The 16,233-nt window shown below is 39.2% G+C and carries 16 protein-coding genes; 3 read left to right on the forward strand and 13 right to left on the reverse strand.

The window, feature by feature from the left end; translation table 11 throughout:
- Positions 1-12: 12 nt before the first annotated feature.
- The 10 genes from accC to pdxA all read right to left on the reverse strand — a co-directional run bounded on the left by accC (position 13) and on the right by pdxA (position 9,026).
- A complete protein-coding gene (accC, locus tag R2S57_RS16795; RefSeq protein WP_316846106.1) occupies positions 13-1,353 on the reverse strand; it encodes an acetyl-CoA carboxylase biotin carboxylase subunit in 1,341 nt (446 codons plus the stop codon).
- A gap of 218 nt (positions 1,354-1,571) precedes the next feature.
- A complete protein-coding gene (accB, locus tag R2S57_RS16800; RefSeq protein ID WP_316846107.1) occupies positions 1,572-2,048 on the reverse strand; it encodes an acetyl-CoA carboxylase biotin carboxyl carrier protein in 477 nt (158 codons plus the stop codon).
- A gap of 97 nt (positions 2,049-2,145) precedes the next feature.
- The gene (locus R2S57_RS16805) at positions 2,146-3,144 is read right to left on the reverse strand and encodes a beta-ketoacyl-ACP synthase III (RefSeq protein WP_316846108.1); all 999 of its coding nucleotides are present in this window, start codon (positions 3,142-3,144) and stop codon (positions 2,146-2,148) included.
- Between the two features lie 18 nt (positions 3,145-3,162).
- Positions 3,163-4,101, reverse strand: coding sequence for a phosphate acyltransferase PlsX (gene plsX, locus R2S57_RS16810; RefSeq protein WP_316846109.1), 939 nt, complete (start codon positions 4,099-4,101; stop codon positions 3,163-3,165).
- A gap of 101 nt (positions 4,102-4,202) precedes the next feature.
- Positions 4,203-4,394 carry a 50S ribosomal protein L32 gene (gene rpmF, locus R2S57_RS16815; RefSeq protein WP_025143959.1) on the reverse strand — a complete coding sequence of 64 codons (192 nt, stop codon included), beginning with the start codon at positions 4,392-4,394 and terminating at the stop codon, positions 4,203-4,205.
- 15 nt (positions 4,395-4,409) lie between these two features.
- Positions 4,410-4,940, reverse strand: coding sequence for a DUF177 domain-containing protein (locus R2S57_RS16820; RefSeq protein WP_316846110.1), 531 nt, complete (start codon positions 4,938-4,940; stop codon positions 4,410-4,412).
- 134 nt (positions 4,941-5,074) lie between these two features.
- The gene (locus R2S57_RS16825; RefSeq protein WP_316846111.1) at positions 5,075-5,914 is read right to left on the reverse strand and encodes a sulfurtransferase; all 840 of its coding nucleotides are present in this window, start codon (positions 5,912-5,914) and stop codon (positions 5,075-5,077) included.
- Positions 5,911-6,429, reverse strand: a complete 519-nt coding sequence (locus tag R2S57_RS16830) for a hypothetical protein (RefSeq protein WP_316846112.1) — start codon at positions 6,427-6,429, stop codon at positions 5,911-5,913. Before R2S57_RS16830 ends, R2S57_RS16825 begins: the two co-directional genes overlap by 4 nt.
- Positions 6,430-6,441: 12 nt before the next feature.
- Positions 6,442-7,617 carry an MFS transporter gene (locus tag R2S57_RS16835; protein WP_316846113.1) on the reverse strand — a complete coding sequence of 392 codons (1,176 nt, stop codon included), beginning with the start codon at positions 7,615-7,617 and terminating at the stop codon, positions 6,442-6,444.
- A gap of 329 nt (positions 7,618-7,946) precedes the next feature.
- Complete coding sequence (pdxA, locus tag R2S57_RS16840; protein ID WP_316846114.1) at positions 7,947-9,026, reverse strand: 4-hydroxythreonine-4-phosphate dehydrogenase PdxA; 1,080 nt, start codon at positions 9,024-9,026, stop codon at positions 7,947-7,949.
- Positions 9,027-9,181: 155 nt separating this feature from the next.
- Between pdxA and rsmA the strand changes: the two genes are divergently transcribed.
- Both rsmA and R2S57_RS16850 read left to right on the forward strand, forming a co-directional pair.
- Positions 9,182-9,967 carry a 16S rRNA (adenine(1518)-N(6)/adenine(1519)-N(6))-dimethyltransferase RsmA gene (gene rsmA, locus R2S57_RS16845; RefSeq protein ID WP_316846115.1) on the forward strand — a complete coding sequence of 262 codons (786 nt, stop codon included), beginning with the start codon at positions 9,182-9,184 and terminating at the stop codon, positions 9,965-9,967.
- 343 nt (positions 9,968-10,310) lie between these two features.
- Positions 10,311-10,910 carry a thioredoxin family protein gene (locus R2S57_RS16850; protein WP_316846116.1) on the forward strand — a complete coding sequence of 200 codons (600 nt, stop codon included), beginning with the start codon at positions 10,311-10,313 and terminating at the stop codon, positions 10,908-10,910.
- Positions 10,911-11,078: 168 nt separating this feature from the next.
- On the opposite strand, the gene R2S57_RS16855 is transcribed toward R2S57_RS16850, so the two are convergent.
- On the reverse strand, positions 11,079-11,360 hold the full coding sequence (locus tag R2S57_RS16855; RefSeq protein ID WP_029274160.1) for an ATP-dependent Clp protease adaptor ClpS: 282 nt from the start codon (positions 11,358-11,360) through the stop codon (positions 11,079-11,081).
- Positions 11,361-11,575: 215 nt separating this feature from the next.
- Between R2S57_RS16855 and R2S57_RS16860 the strand changes: the two genes are divergently transcribed.
- Positions 11,576-12,622 (forward strand): beta-ketoacyl-ACP synthase III, encoded by a 1,047-nt coding sequence (locus R2S57_RS16860; RefSeq protein WP_316846117.1) that lies wholly within the window; start codon positions 11,576-11,578, stop codon positions 12,620-12,622.
- A gap of 142 nt (positions 12,623-12,764) precedes the next feature.
- On the opposite strand, the gene R2S57_RS16865 is transcribed toward R2S57_RS16860, so the two are convergent.
- Complete coding sequence (locus tag R2S57_RS16865) at positions 12,765-15,218, reverse strand: hypothetical protein (protein ID WP_316846118.1); 2,454 nt, start codon at positions 15,216-15,218, stop codon at positions 12,765-12,767.
- Complete coding sequence (locus R2S57_RS16870) at positions 15,184-16,209, reverse strand: hypothetical protein (RefSeq protein ID WP_316846119.1); 1,026 nt, start codon at positions 16,207-16,209, stop codon at positions 15,184-15,186. The genes R2S57_RS16865 and R2S57_RS16870 overlap by 35 nt, the downstream gene beginning before the upstream one ends.
- Positions 16,210-16,233: the final 24 nt, after the last annotated feature.

Consider the following 16,233-nt stretch of genomic DNA (forward strand, 5'->3'; position numbering starts at 1 on the left):
AAATAGTTTATATTATTCTGAAAATTCAAACGTTTCCATAAATTTTGTAGTGAAATTCCCTGCCCTAAAGTTCGGATCTTTCATCAATTGCAGATGGAAAGGTATGGTTGTTTTCACGCCTTCAATTACAAATTCGCCTAGCGCGCGCTCCATGGTGCATATTGCTTCTTCGCGCGTTTGTGCCACACAGATCAGTTTAGCAATCATTGAATCATAGTTAGAAGGAATAGAATATCCTGCATAAACGTGTGTATCCACACGGACACCATGGCCACCCGGAGAATGGAAATTGGTGATTCTTCCTGGTGAAGGACGGAAATTGTTTGCCGGATCTTCTGCATTGATACGACACTCGATCGCATGCATATTAGGGAAGTAGTTTTTGCCCGAAATCGGAATTCCGGCAGCAACTTTAATCTGTTCTTTAATTAAATCGAAGTTAATTACCTCCTCCGTAACCGGATGCTCTACCTGGATACGGGTATTCATTTCCATAAAATAGAAATTTCGGTGTTTATCAACCAAAAATTCGATTGTACCAGCACCTTCGTAGTTTACAGCTGTCGCACCTTTAATTGCTGCTTCACCCATTCTTACACGAAGCTCATCAGTCATAAATGGAGAAGGAGATTCCTCAACCAATTTCTGGTGACGGCGTTGAATAGAACAATCGCGTTCTGATAAGTGGCAGGCTTTACCAAACTGATCTCCGATAATCTGGATTTCAATGTGGCGTGGATCTTCAATGTATTTTTCTAAATATAAACCATCGTTACCAAATGCTGCGCCAGACTCCTGACGGGCACTGTCCCATGCATTTTCGAAATCTTCATCTTTCCAAACCACACGCATACCACGGCCACCACCACCGGCAGTTGCTTTTAGGATAACAGGGTAACCCATTTCGTTAGCGATTCCAATACCTTCTTTAACGCTGGTAAGCAAACCTTCAGATCCTGGGATGGTTGGTACACCTGCAATTTTCATGGTCTCTTTTGCAGAAGCTTTATCGCCCATGCCATTAATCTGCTCTGGGGTAGCACCAATAAATTTGATGTTGTACTCGCGGCAGATGTTAGAAAACTTAGCATTTTCTGATAAGAAACCATAACCTGGGTGTATGGCATCGGCATTAGTCAATTCTGCAGCCGAGATAATATTTGGGATATTTAAATAAGAATCTTTACTAGGTGGGGGGCCAATACAAACAGCCTCATCAGCAAAACGTACGTGTAAACTCTCGCGATCTGCGGTAGAATAAACAGCAACCGTTTTGATGCCCATTTCCTTACAGGTACGGATAATACGCAAAGCGATTTCCCCCCTGTTGGCAATTAGTATTTTTTTAAACATAATTTTTTAATTGATGATTACACGGATGATGTGACTACACAGATGATCTGCGAATGACAAGCCGATATATTCAAATTTTAAATTAAATGCCATGGTTCGTGTCGCCACGAACCATTTATATTTTTATTCAGTTTGTTAAAATACAATACTGAAGATAATAATTTACTGTTTTCGGTTCGTGATGACACAGAACCGAGTAGTAAATGTTGCGTAGTTTACTAAATAGGTTCTACTAAAAATAACGGTTGATCGTATTCTACCGGTGATGCATTATCAACCAGGATTTTAACGATACGGCCCGAAACTTCACTTTCAATCTCGTTGAAAAGTTTCATTGCCTCAATAATACAAACCACTTTACCTGTGCTAATTTCATCACCAACATTAACAAACATAGGTTTGTCTGGGCTTGCTGAACGGTAGAAAGTACCGATCATTGGCGATTTAACGGTAATGTATTTTGAAGTGTCTTCTGCAGCTGGTACAGCAGGTGTTGCTGCAATTGGAGCAGTAGGAGCTGTGGCAACAGGGGCAGCAGCCTGTACAAGCGGAGCTTGTGGTACGGTAGCATGCACAACTGTTGGTGCTTGGTTTGTTTTGATCGTGATTTTGAAGTTTTCTTGCTCAATAGCAACTTCATTTACTCCAGAACGAGAAACAAATTTAATCAGTTCCTGTATTTGTTTGATATCCATTTTTTAGGCTAGTTATGTAAAAAATAGTGTTTATTGAATTAACTAAGTTATACTTTTTTTGTTTTAATTTTTTATCTGCGAAGTATAGGACTTCGGACTAATTGGTATCGTAAGCCCATTTAAGGTAAATCGAACCCCAGGTAAAACCACCACCAAATGCAGCTAAAACGATGTTATCGCCTTTTTTTAATCTGCTTTCCCACTCCCATAAACATAAAGGAATAGTTCCGTTGGTTGTATTTCCGTAACGCTCGATATTGATCATTACCTTATCTGTAGTAACGCCCATGCGGTTTGCAGTGGCATCGATAATACGTTTGTTGGCTTGATGAGGCACCAACCATGCCACATCATCAGCGGTTAAACTGTTGCGTTCCATGATCTCTGCAGCAACATCGGCCATATTGGTTACCGCGAATTTAAATACTGTAGGGCCTTCCTGATGCGCATAATGTAATCTTGCATCAATGGTTTCGTGGGTTGCCGGCAGAACCGATCCACCAGCTTTCATGCCTAAGAAATTTCTTCCGGAACCATCTGTTCTTAAAATCGAATCTTGTATGCCGAAACCTTCTTCGTTCGGTTCTAATAAAGCACAGCCACAACCATCACCAAAAATGATACAGGTTGTACGGTCTTCGTAATTAATGATGGACGACATTTTATCGCCACCAACTACTAAAACCTTTTTATGCCTTCCCGATTCAATAAATGATGCACCTGTTGCAAGTCCGAAAATAAAGCCAGAGCATGCTGCCTGTAAATCGTAACCCCATGCATTTGTAGCGCCAATTTTATCCGCTAAAACGTTTGCAGTTGCAGGGAAAGTAAAATCTGGAGTAGTGGTGCAAAAGATAATCAGTTCAATTTCTTTTGCATCAATTCCTCTCTTTTTAAGTAAACCGTTTACGGCATGAACAGCCAGATCGGATGTACCTAAACCTTCTCCCTTTAAAATTCTACGTTCTTTAATTCCCGTTCTGCTGGTAATCCATTCATCCGAAGTATCAACCATGGTTTCTAACTCTGCGTTTGTAAGCACATAGTCGGGAACGTAACCATTTACTGCTGTAATAGCAGCGTGAATTTTACTCATTTTAAGAATTTTAATAAATTATTTAAATGCAATTCTAATTTTTTCTACCAAACCAGTAGTAATCATTTCTCTTGATTGGAGAACCATATTTTTAACAGCCAGCGGACTAGAAATCCCATGTCCAATAACAACGGGAGCGTTAACACCTAAAACTGGGCTTCCACCATATTGTTCATAATTAAAACGATCAAAGAATTCATCTTTTAGCCCTTTTTTGATGGTAAGCACGTAAAATGATTCTGCCAGTTTAAGCATCACATTCCCGGTAAATCCATCGCAAACAATTACGTCGGCCTTGTCATTAAACAAATCTCTTCCTTCAACATTGCCAACAAAGTTGAAGAGGTTGGTGTCTTTCATCAATGGGAAAGTAGCCATGCTGAGCATATTTCCTTTCTCATCTTCTTCACCAATATTCATCAAAGCTACCTTAGGGTTTTCTATCTGCAAAAGATTTTCTGCATATAAACTGCCTAAAACGCCAAATTGTAATAAAATATCCGGTTTACAGTCGGCATTTGCACCTACATCTAACAGTAAGCCAGTACCACCTTTAATTTTTGGAAGAATTGTACATAAACAAGGGCGGATAATGCCCGGAATGGTTTTAACGCTAAAAACTGCGCCAACCAACATGGCTCCAGAATTACCGGCACTTGCAAAAGAGTCGAGTTTGCCTTCTTTTAAAAGGTTGAAACCAACTGCTATGCTCGAATTTGGTTTCTGAACGATTGCTTTGGTGGGATGTTCGCCCATACCAATTACTTCATCAGTATGAACGTATTCAAAATGATCTGGATTAAAACCTTCTTCTGCAAGAACCGGTTTAATCTGTTCGGTATCGCCAATAAGAACTAAATGCTCTCCGGCGTTAAGCGATTGATGAGCAGCTATTGCTCCCAAAACAATTGCTTTGGGAGCATAGTCTCCGCCCATTATGTCGAGGCCTATTTTCATAGAAAAAATCTGTTTGTGTTAAGTCAGGTGTAATCCTGAATTTTTCAGTTGACTAAGGTATGACTAAAGCCGCTGAAAACACAAACAATTTTTTAAGAAAATTACCCTATCTGAGTATTTTCGATAACCAGTTTACCGTTGTAGTATAAGTTACCATCAACGTTGTAAGCACGGTGAGGTACGTGGATAGCACCTGTTGCCGAGCATGTTGCTAAAGAAGGAGTAACAGCTTTATAGTGCGTTCTTCTTTTATTTTTTCTCTGTTTCGAGATCTTCCGTTTTGGATGTGCCATTGCTGTATAATCTAATTATTTTTTTAACTTATTAAGGGCTTCCCAACGTGGGTCGCTTGTTTGTTCATTTTCTTCAGCCTGCTTTTGGATAGATAACTGATTTAAGCGATCAATCATCTCCTGATCACAATCTTTACCTGCCTGTTCGCAGTTTTTGATATAAGGTACCGCTACGTTAATCATTTCGTATAAAGGGCCCGATATATCAATCTCGGTATCTTTACGGCTAAGCGAAATAATTTCTTCATCATCACTTTCCATTTCGGCCTCTGCAAACTTCACGATCTGACGTTCGTAAAGATTTACCGGTAACGAAAACTCAGATAAACATTTATCGCAATCTAAATTTACGGTACCAATAATTTTGAATTTTAGAAGCAACATGGTCTCTTGTTTCTCAAGTTCCAGGTCTACTTTTAAATTCCCACTTTTAATTAACGAATACTCAAATGCATTAAAAAAGGCGTCATCAAGCTCATAATCAAACTGATGAGTTCCCAATTTTAATCCGGTAAACGGTAATGAAAATTGTTTTAGTGGGTTCAAAGTACTGTAAAATTTTAGCCTGCAAATGTAGGGATAAAAAAATTAGATTAAAAATGTTTTTTTAAAAATTGTTGATGTTAACTCTTGATTTTTAGACCTTATAGGTTTCTCAAACCTATAAGGTATGAACAGGTCTATTCAGCCAACACCATTTCTTTATTATTTCTGCTCCATTCGCTCCATGAGCCTACATAGAGTTTAGGGATAGGTAAACCTGCATAATCCATTGCCAGGAGTGTATGGCAGGCCGTAATGCCCGAGCCACAGTGCACAATTACATTTTCAGGTCTAACGTGGGCGAAGGCTTCCGAATATTTTTCTTTCAGGATGTCGGGGGCAAGGAAAGCGCCTGTGACATCTAAATTTTCGGTGTATGGAATATTGGCAGCACCAGGGATATGCCCGGCAATCAAATCAATGGGCTCAGTTAAACCTGCGAAACGGTTGGCATCACGTACATCAATTACAATGTAATTGTCGGTTTTGGCCACTTTTTCTACTTCGTTAATATCCGAAAGTGGTAAGTTCCATGAGCTGATTTCATAATTTTCAACAGATTTGGGAATCTCCACTTTATCGGTAGTTGGGAAACCTGCTTTAACAGCCGCCTGAAAGCCACCATCAATCACCTGTATCTTTTCGTGGCCAATGGCTTTTAGCATCCACCAGAGCCTTGCAGCTGCGTTGCCACCATTTTTGTCATCGTAAACAATTACATGACTGTGCTTGGTGATCCCCAATTTTTGTAAAACGGTAGAAAACTGCTCAAAAGTGGGCAATGGATGACGACCACCTACAGCAAAATCTTCGATATTGGCCAAATCGTTATTTACATCCGCAAAAATTGCCCCTGCTAAATGTTGCTCATCGTACCGGGCCTTTGATCCGGCACTGGCATCGATAATTACGATTTCTTCGTCCTGGTTTAGCCAGGTTAATTCCGCTGGTTTTATGATTGGGGATTGTGAATTCATTTTGATTTTTGTTCTTTTAATGTCTTTTTTATCTGATCATCTTCTGATTGGTTAGACAGCATGGTTCTGCTACATTGATCCGTCCAATAGGTATTGATGTCTTTTGATTTTCTTTCAAATTTGCTTGACATAAATGTGGTGTCGTGGTTGGTTGCATATACAATATATTCGTCGCCGATTTGAAAGTTAAAGCCACAACTGGCGCTCATTTTCGGTGTGATCACTGTTATAGTATCGGATGAAATTTTTCCTTTGTAAAGCATGTTTACTTTGATTTTTACCACTGCCATTAAAACCCTGCGAGCCATTACATAATGAATGTTTGTGGTATCGCTGGTTTTTATTGTGCTTATATCAGAAAGGTTATGTGTTAAAATTTTTGAAATAACTTTACCCTTCATTACAATCTGCGCACCGTTAATAGCCTCCTTTGTTGTTATTTCATAGCATGTACAAGCAAATGCCTGTATATTTATTAGGCCTAATAAGGCAATTATCAATTGAAATTTCTTCATTTTATATGGTAATTAGGCTTTTTTAAGCAATGCCCAGATTCCCAAAATAGGGCCAATGGCCAGTAGCATATAAATATAATGGGAATTTATCTCTTTAGCCAAAAGATTAATCACCTGAATGCTAATAATCGTAATGGCAAAGCCGATACAATTTACCAGTGTTAACGAAGTTCCACGCAGGCTTTCGGGTGCATGTTTGGCAATCAAGGAAGAAAACAATGGCGAATCGGCCGTGCCTGCTAAACCCCAGCAAAATAAAAAGATAAGAAAAGGATAAACCGAACCACTAAACAAGAAAACAGGAGAGAGCAGGCAGCATAGCCCCGAAATGGCCAATGTAAGAGTGGCAATCCGTTTTGCGCCAAACTTTTGTGATAATACACCGCCTATCATGCAGGATAATCCCCCTGAAGCAATAACCAAAAAAGAAAGCAATGGGATATTTAAAGTTTGACCAGGATGTTTGCTATTATAAAGTAGCAACATACCAGGCAGAAAAGCCCAAAAGGTATACAGTTCCCACATGTGCCCGAAATAACCAAAGGCGGCCGATCTGAAACCAGGGTTTTTAAAACCACTAAGGCAGGACCGGAAGTCGAATTTTTGGCCAACGGTTCTAAATGGTCCGTTAGGTACAAGCAATAAAATCGCAATTGCACCTGTTAGTGATAAAGCCGATGTAGCAAAAATTACATATTGCCAGGGGAAACTTGCTGTAAATGTTTTTAATAAATGCGGGAATGCGGTGCCGAACACCAAAGCCCCAACTAAAAAGCCTAATGATTTTCCCAACCCATCCTTAAAGTAATCTGATGCGATCTTCATTCCAACGGGATAAATGCCGGCCAGCATAAAACCTGTTAAAAAGCGGAACAGCAATAATAGACGAACATCGGGTAATTCGAGGCATACGCCCAGATTAAACAACGCTGCCGCAATTCCACAGATAAAGAACACTTTTGAGGGTGAAAAAATATCCGAAATGGCAAAAAAGGCGAATACCAATGTTCCGCTAATAAAGCCGAACTGCACCATGCTGATGAGGTTGGCCAGGAGATTGGTTTCGGTAGGGAAGTTTTTAACGATATCGGGCAGTACTGCATTCCCGGCAAACCATAAAGAGGTGCATAGGAATTGTGCGATAACGATAATAGGAAGGATGTAATTGGGTTTTTTAGTGCCGCTCATTTTGAATTTGATGCACAATTTTACCTAAAATAAACCTGATAGTAGTGGAAATACTTTTTTGTTGCAATATCTCGACAAGCTCCGCACGCCATCGCAGAAAAGATTGAAACGCATAGCAGGACTTTCGCAGCCGATGAAAAACAAAGCCTTGCTTTACAAAAAAAAGGTTAACCACCTTAGTTACCTTAGTACACGTTAGTTTTTAGAAAGTCAACGGTTGGATGTCCGAAAGTCAGAGGTACATAACCTTTCTTATTCCTGCTTTAGTCTTTCCGCTTTGGTCTTTCTGCTCTTTGTACCTTCCACCTTTCTACCCTCAACCTTCTACCTTAAGAAGCATCATCTTTAATGTCAAATTGCGTCTCCACAACCTTACCTCCCGAACGTAATTGGTTCGCAAGCATTTCTTCCTGCTCCCTGCGGTTTTTAACAATGTGGATGGCCGAAAATAAAGCTTCGGTAAATGAAGTAGAATCGGCTAAATCTTTACCTGCAATATCATAACCTGTTCCATGATCGGGAGAGGTACGTACGAAGTTTAAACCTGCTGTATAGTTTACACCATTGTGGAAAGCCAAAGTTTTAAAAGGAATTAAACCCTGATCGTGGTACATGGCCAAAACTGCATCAAACTGTTTATAGCTGCCATTGCCGAAAAAACCATCGGCAGGGTATGGCCCAAAACAAACAATACCTTTATCATAAGCTTCCTGAATGGCTGGTGTAATAATTTCAGCTTCTTCAGTACCCAATAAGCCATTATCGCTGGCGTGTGGATTTAAACCCAGCACAGCAATTTTTGGTTTTTCGATCCAGAAATCTTTTTTCAGGCTTTCATTGATCAGCCTTAATTTACTGATGATTTTATCTTTTGTAATGGAGGCTGGAACATCTTTTACAGGGATATGTCCGGTAACGACACCAACTCTTAAATTTTCACTGATGAGGAACATCAGTACATCTTTACTGCCACTTTTTTCCTGCAGGTATTCGGTATGGCCAGGAAAAGCAAAGATTTCTGATTGAATGTTGTGTTTGTTAATTGGAGCGGTAACTAAAGCATCAATATCACCATTTACCAGATCGGCAGTTGCACGCTCCAATGATAAAAGTGCATATTTTCCGCCTGTTGCAGTAACCTGCCCAAGTTCGATTTTTACATCTTCTTCCCAGCAATTGATCATGTTTGCCTTTTTTGGCTGCGCTTGATTGGCATGATTGACCACGTTAAAACTAAAATCGCCCAGGTTGTTTGCTTTTCTATGAAAAGAGGATACCTTGGTATGGCCATAAACAACCGGCGTGCAATAATTTAAAATAGCAGGATTGGATAATGTTTTAATGATTACCTCTAAACCTATGCCGTTTACGTCGCCTATACTGATGCCAATTTTAAGTTTATCGCTCATAATTACTGGAAAATTTTAGCGCAAATTACTGATTTTCGTTTAAACCCTTTAAAAAAAATGAAACCGCAAAGCGAACGAAGTGATTTGCAAAGAAATAATAAGCCTATCTTTGCTAACAATTTTAATTTTTAAAAGCCCCTTTAGGGGTTTGGGGTATGAGTTTAGTAAAAGCGAAAAAACATTTAGGTCAACATTTTTTAACCGATAAAGGCATAGCCAACCGTATTGTTGAGGCTTTGGTGAGTACCGACAAATACAGTCAGGTTTTAGAAGTAGGACCGGGGATGGGAATCCTTTCTGATTTTTTGCTGCAGCGTAAAGATTTAGAAACTTATCTGATTGATATCGATACTGAATCTTTCCATTTTTTAAATGAAAAATATCCTCAATTGGGCGAGCGCCTGATTAACGGTGATTTTTTGAAACTTGATTTTGATGCCATTTTCCCTGATCAGTTTGCCATTATTGGTAATTTTCCATACAATATCTCTTCTCAGATTTTATTTAAGATTTTAGATAATCGAAATAAAGTTGTAGAAATGGTTGGCATGTTTCAGAAAGAGGTTGCCCAACGATGTGCTTCACCTGCCGGAAGTAAAGAATATGGTATTTTAAGTGTATTTCTTCAGGCTTATTATAAAATTGAATACCTGTTTACCGTTAAACCAGGAACATTTAATCCACCACCAAAGGTTCATTCGGCAGTAATCCGTTTAACCAGAAATGAAGTGGAGACTTTAGACTGCGATGAAAAATTATTCTGGCGTGTGGTAAAGGCTGGTTTCAATCAGCGGAGAAAAACTTTGCGTAATGCGGTTTCGGCAGTGATGCCAAAAGATAAAATGGATGATCATATTTATTTCGAGAAACGTGCCGAGCAGTTAACTGTGGCTGATTTTGTGGCTTTAACGCAACATGTGAGTAAGTTAATGGAAGCTTAAGATTCGGTCGTCATCCTGAATTTATTTCAGGATCTTTTTTGAAGCGCAAAATTTGTAATCAATAGATAGGGGTTCCATTTGCGCTATTTGGCAAAAGATCATTTCCAAATATTAATTTCTTAAGAGTTACATGAGCGTAAAATTTAGAAAGTTTTACAGTCGGACATGATGGATGAATCTTCTGTTGAGTAAGAAAGATGCTGAAATAAATTCAGCATGACGGTTCTTAGAAAACATCACTGTAACCTCAAAATCTGTGTCATCATCCGCTCGCGTATTCTTGCAAAGCGATGATCATTTTCAGCTTATTTCTCCTTTCCTTTGCACCATAATTTTAAACATCATGGTTAATTACAGCGAAATTTTCAGCGAACAAGGAATGGATTATCAAACCTATCGCGCATTGGTTGATCAACTTCTTTTAGAGGGAAAGGCAACTGGTGATGTAAGTTACGATTTGCACTACACAAAGATGAATGTGCAAAGGATGAGTCGCGTGGATAAGACAATTAGCTTAAATGATGAGTTGACTTCAACCATTGATCATCTTAAAGAAAATTATAAATTTTTAGTCATTACTGAAGGCTGGTGTGGTGATGCTGCACAGATTATTCCAATATTTAATAAAATTGCAGCTGCATCATTGGGTAAAATAGATTTGAAATTTGTTTTACGCGATAAAAATCTTCCGTTAATTGATGCGCACTTAACCAACGGTGGAAGAGCTATTCCGGTTTTAATTGTGTTAAATGAATCGGCAGACCAGGTTTTAGGCACCTGGGGCCCACGACCACAAATTTTGCAGGAACTATTAAAAGAATGGCGAAAAGAGAGTACTGAAATGCCAGTTCTGGCAGAAAAACTTCATGGCTGGTATGCTAAAGATAAAACGCAAACTACTCAGGCTGGATTAAATGAGCTTTTGAAAGGGCTGGAAGGATAATCTCTTTCTGAGTATTTCCGATAATCATTACCCTGATCCGATAGCTATTGGATTTATTTTACTTCGTAGCTTTTCGCTTCGCTACAGGTCAGGGTCTGTTTTGCTGGAAAGATGCTGAACCAAGTTCAGCATGACGATTCATGAGGAAAATAATCTCGACTCGTAAGTTTAATCAACAGAAACGGTTAATCCTTCTTGCTGTAAAATTTTACGGTACACTTCCATTTCGGTAAAGGACCCCTCTAAAACCGGGCATTTTCCATCATTATGTACTTTCCATGCAATTTTTTCGGCCTGCGATTCGTTATAATCCAGATACTTCATCATGCAGTAAATCACATGATCAAAAGTATTGATATCATCATTCCACAAAATAAGGCGATGTACGGTTTTTAAGGAAGTTAAAATTTCTTCGAGCGTAAAGGTCTCTTCTTTGGTTTCTGTAGACATGGTGCAAAAATAACTATTTTTATGGAAGATGTAATATGTAAAATGGATGATGGTGTGACTTACACCTAAATATTATCTGCTATGTTATTATGCACCATCTTCAATGGATTAGTGCTAATGGTTGGTGAAGTCCATTCGACATCTTACATCGTACATTATATATATTCTTCCATCTCTTTTAATACATTTGCTAACCAGATAATATAAATACGAGCATGCACCAGTCTAAAATTGCAGGAATAGGTTATTACGTTCCGAAAAATATATATACCAACGATGATTTAAGCCGTTTTATGGATACCAACGATGCGTGGATCCAGGAGCGAACCGGTATTAAAGAGCGCCGTTTTGCAGATCGCAATGAAGAAACAACCACCACGATGGGGATTGAGGCAGCTAAAATTGCGATCGAAAGAGCAGGAATTACGGTTAAGGATGTCGATTTTATCGTATTTGCTACCCTGAGCCCCGATTATTATTTTCCGGGTTGCGGTGTACTGTTGCAACGCGAAATGGGCATGGGTGAAATTGGTGCCTTAGATATCCGTAACCAATGTTCTGGTTTTGTATATGCCCTTTCTGTGGCCGATCAGTTTGTAAAAACCGGTATGTATAAGAATGTTTTGGTGGTAGGAAGCGAGAAACATTCCTTTGCGATGGATTTTGAAACCCGTAGCCGTAATGTTTCGGTGATTTTTGGTGATGGAGCTGGTGCTGTAGTGCTACAGCCAACAGATGCGCCCGGAAAAGGAATTTTGAGTACGCATTTACATAGCGATGGGGCTGATGCCGAAATTCTGGCCATGTATTATCCGGGTTCTCATGCCAATAAATGGTTAAAAGATAAACCAGCTTATCCAGAGCAGGAGTTAGGCGGATTATTTATGACGCAGGAGATTTTGGAAAGTGGGGCGGCCCTGCCTTATATGGATGGACCATCGGTTTTCAAAAAAGCTGTGGTTAAATTTCCGGAAGTAATTAAAGAAGCTTTGGCTGCTAATAATTTAACCGAAAAAGATATTGATATGCTGGTGCCACATCAGGCAAATTTACGGATCAGTCAATACGTGCAACAGTTGTTAGGCTTAAGGGATGATCAGGTTTTTAATAACATTCAAAAATACGGTAATACTACAGCTGCGTCTGTTCCAATTGCTTTGTGCGAAGCCTGGGAAGCAGGAAAAATTAAAGATGGCGATCTGGTTTGCCTTGCCGCATTCGGATCGGGTTTTACCTGGGCCAGTGCGTTGATTAGGTGGTAGCCTTAGTTTAGGGTTTAGGGTTTAGGGTTTAGGGTTTAGGGTTTAGGGAAAATTGCCAGACAAGTTAAGATAAAAGAAAAGCCTTTGAAGTGTATTCAAAGGCTTTTTTTTGGTGTCATCCTGAGCGTAGTCGAAGGGCGGTCTATTGCGTTTTCGGTCTGATGAAATCTCCCAAATAACTGCATTCACCCGCTGCAACAGCATAAAAAGGTGTTTTGCCATAGCTAAATCTTAATTCTTTGAGATAAGGATTATTATAATTTGCCTTAATAAAGTTTCTCCACTTCACATCCTTTTTATCATAATAATAAAATGATAGCGGGTTTGCATTCATGATGATCTGTTTTTGCAAACATTTAGCCAGCATAAAGGTACATTTTGCCTTAAAATCGGCATTTGTACTTAAAGCCCTCGCTTTTAAATACCAGGCTTTTGCCGTTTGGGCTTTTTTATAATCGCCATCGTACACATATTTTGCCGGATTACTATTGTCGTATGATGACCAATCATAACTGATCAGGAACCAACTGTTGCCAAAATAACCGGTTTGATAAACCGCATTGGCCATTTTATAATAGTAAAGCGCCGCATTTTTTTTGTCGCTAACTGTTAATTTTTGCAAACGCAGCATTTCTGTAGCAAAGGCCTTTTTGCTAATGGAAGCTTTAGCTGTAACATATTTTTTAGGATAATCATTTATCGTTTCGATAAAAGGATTGGCATACAATTTTGAGGTGGCTTCATCACCATACCAGTTCTCAGGGCTGAAATATTTGTAGGCTGGCGAAACTTTTGCAAACATCTGAACAGCTTTATCATACTGATGTGTACGTAAATAGGTAGTGCCATACAATTCATAAAAATCGTCGTTTTTGAGTTGGTTTAATGCCGTTGCCAATAATGCGGTAACATCATTGCCGGTAGATTTGGTTTTATAAACGGCCAAACCTTGCATACTCTTCGGACTTAAGTTTTTCTGCCAGAAATTTATACTCTGGTAACTCATATTCTGAAAAAGCGAATTTTCTTTTAAAGTTTTATATTCCATATCGCCTTTCACCATCGCGAGTGCGGCTTTAGCGGTATCGCCCATGTTTAAATAGGCTGGGGCCAATATCTGTTGGTAAAAGTTTCTGGTGGTTCTGCTGAAGCGTTTACCAGCACGATCGGTATCATAATCGTATTGTCCTTTCGGTTGGCTGCTGTTTTCTGCAAAACGTTTTTCATCCAGCCATTTTAAAGTCGGTAACAAATCGTTCTCATTAAAAGCATTGCCCTTTTTAATGTTTTTGGCTTTGATCAATAAATCGGTAATGCGGTATTGATCGCGTAACCTTTCAGGTAATTTATCGGGTTTTAAGATCGCCAGGTAATTCGATGCCAGAAAATCTTTATTCTCCATCCACGATAAATAAGCTGCCGTTAAAGTACCCAGTTCAGGCTGTGGATATTTCTTTTCGGTGGCCAGTTTTACCGCAAAATTTCTGATTTCATTGAGACGTTTTAAGTTAACCGTTTTTAAGCTGTCTTTATATTTAGGTTTTTCGTTATCCGAAAAGTAATAATTGTAACCAATTTTGGCAATGTCGTTCGCTTCGATAAGATCCTGTTCTAATTTATTTACCTCGCGCACCAGTAATGTGCCGTTCAATTGGCTTTTTGGTTCGTATTGATAAACTTTGTTCAGACTTTCTAAACCCGAATCGGCATCACCAAACCCGTTTATAGCCCAGATGTTGGCTTTTTCGTTATTACTTTTGGCATATTTTAATGCCCCGTTAACTGGCGAACTGGTGTAATAATAGTTTTTATAGGCTTGCACTCTGCGCTCAGGGTTGCTTGCAAAAACCTTCGAAAACAAAAAGGCCGATTCTTCAGGATTTCCCAACCTGCGGGTAGAGCCCGCGTACAGTGCCAATGCCCAGCCCTTGGCAGCACTGTTTACTTTGCTGGTTTTAATGTATTTCTCGTAAGTTGATTTGCTTTCGGCATGGTCACCTGCAAAATGGAACATCCGCTCCGCCTGATAAGCATAACGCAATTTAAGAAAATCGTCTTTTTCAGTTTCTGTTAATTTTAAGCCTTCTTTAGCTTTGAGCGCCATTGCTGCAGTATCGCGTGGTTTGGCATCCCAGAGGCTGAATTCGACGTTCGCCAGGGGTTCGCAACTTTTCGCAAATTGATAATACCTTAATGATTCTTTACGTTTGCTTAGTGTTTGGATAAAACTGTTCTGTTGTAAACTATCGGGTAACTGCGAAATATTGCCGTTGAAGCTGACCAATTTTACATCGGTAGCGCTGTCGGTTTTATACATTACTTTTAGCACATCTTCTTTTTTCACATTGAGGTATTTTGCCCACTCCCTGCTATTGATATCTGGCTCACTTTCTATGTCGGTTTCACTGTTCAGATAAACCATCTGATTATAGGCAAATGGCGAATATTCATCACCCTCAATATTGTTGTGGAAATAAGAAATGTAATAATCATAGGGATCTATTTCCCCGCCACAGGCCAGGTTTACAGCGATTTCGCCGAAAAAAGTAATGAGGAATACACTAAAAATTAGCGATAATTTTTTGAAGATGTTCATTGGTAAAATGTTTTAATAGGTAGGTGTCTAAATGGTAAAAAACGAGGTTCCGGTCTCTGGGGCTTAAATATCGGGATAAAAATTTAGAGGTAGCAAGTAAATCTTCAGGAGAAATTTGTTCCCATCTGATTACATCTCCGCGTTTCAATCCCGCTGTGGGATAATCGGTCAGGAGATCATACAGGATAGAATTCCCCCTTTGTTTAAAAAGTTTTTTATCCGCAATTTGCATTTGACCGATCCGTTTGGAAATGCCGGCATACTGCTCATTCCTGAAAACCACCGCCCATTCAAAAATAGGTAGGGCCACATCAAGCGACAAGGGGTAGTGTTCGAGAAAATCTTTGAGGTAAAGATCCATTTCACGCTGATCCAATATGGAATTTTGTTCGCCGTATTTACGTAGATTGCCCATGTTGTAACACATCAAAATCGCCTTTTCTACCGGAGGGACCCCGCTCGATACCAGGTTTTTAACCTGATGCAGGCGAAGGGTTACCGAAATGCTTTTACCCTTTAAAAGTGGGTTGGCACTCAATTGCTCTAAAAATTTGAAATATCTGTTTCTTGTGCCTTTGGTCCAGTCGCAGTCAATCTGAAGCTCGTGATAGTTTTGCTTTCCGGCCTGTTTAACCTTTGCATCTACAAATTTGACAATCCGATCGGCCATCACTTTTGTTTGTATCGTGTCAATCTGATTAAAAACGTTGTTCACAATAAATACAACAGGTATAATATCGACCGTTTTGGGAATGGGATCTGAAAATTTAATGGGCGAAATCGGGACTGGTAATTGCAGATCGGGATTAAAATCTACATCCATAATCCGTACATACAAAGATTTTGATTTAAACTGATCGAGATAGGTGGTTTCTGCTTTTTTGTTCTGGTAATCTGTTTTCCAATAATAAAAAGTAGGGTGCACAATTGATTTTTGCTTACATCCAAAGAAGAGAAATACAGAAATCACTAAAATACTTATCTTGCGCATATCAATTTTATTGAAGCAAAAGTA

The organism is Pedobacter psychrodurus (genome assembly GCF_032678585.1).
GTDB lineage: Bacteria > Bacteroidota > Bacteroidia > Sphingobacteriales > Sphingobacteriaceae > Pedobacter > Pedobacter psychrodurus_A.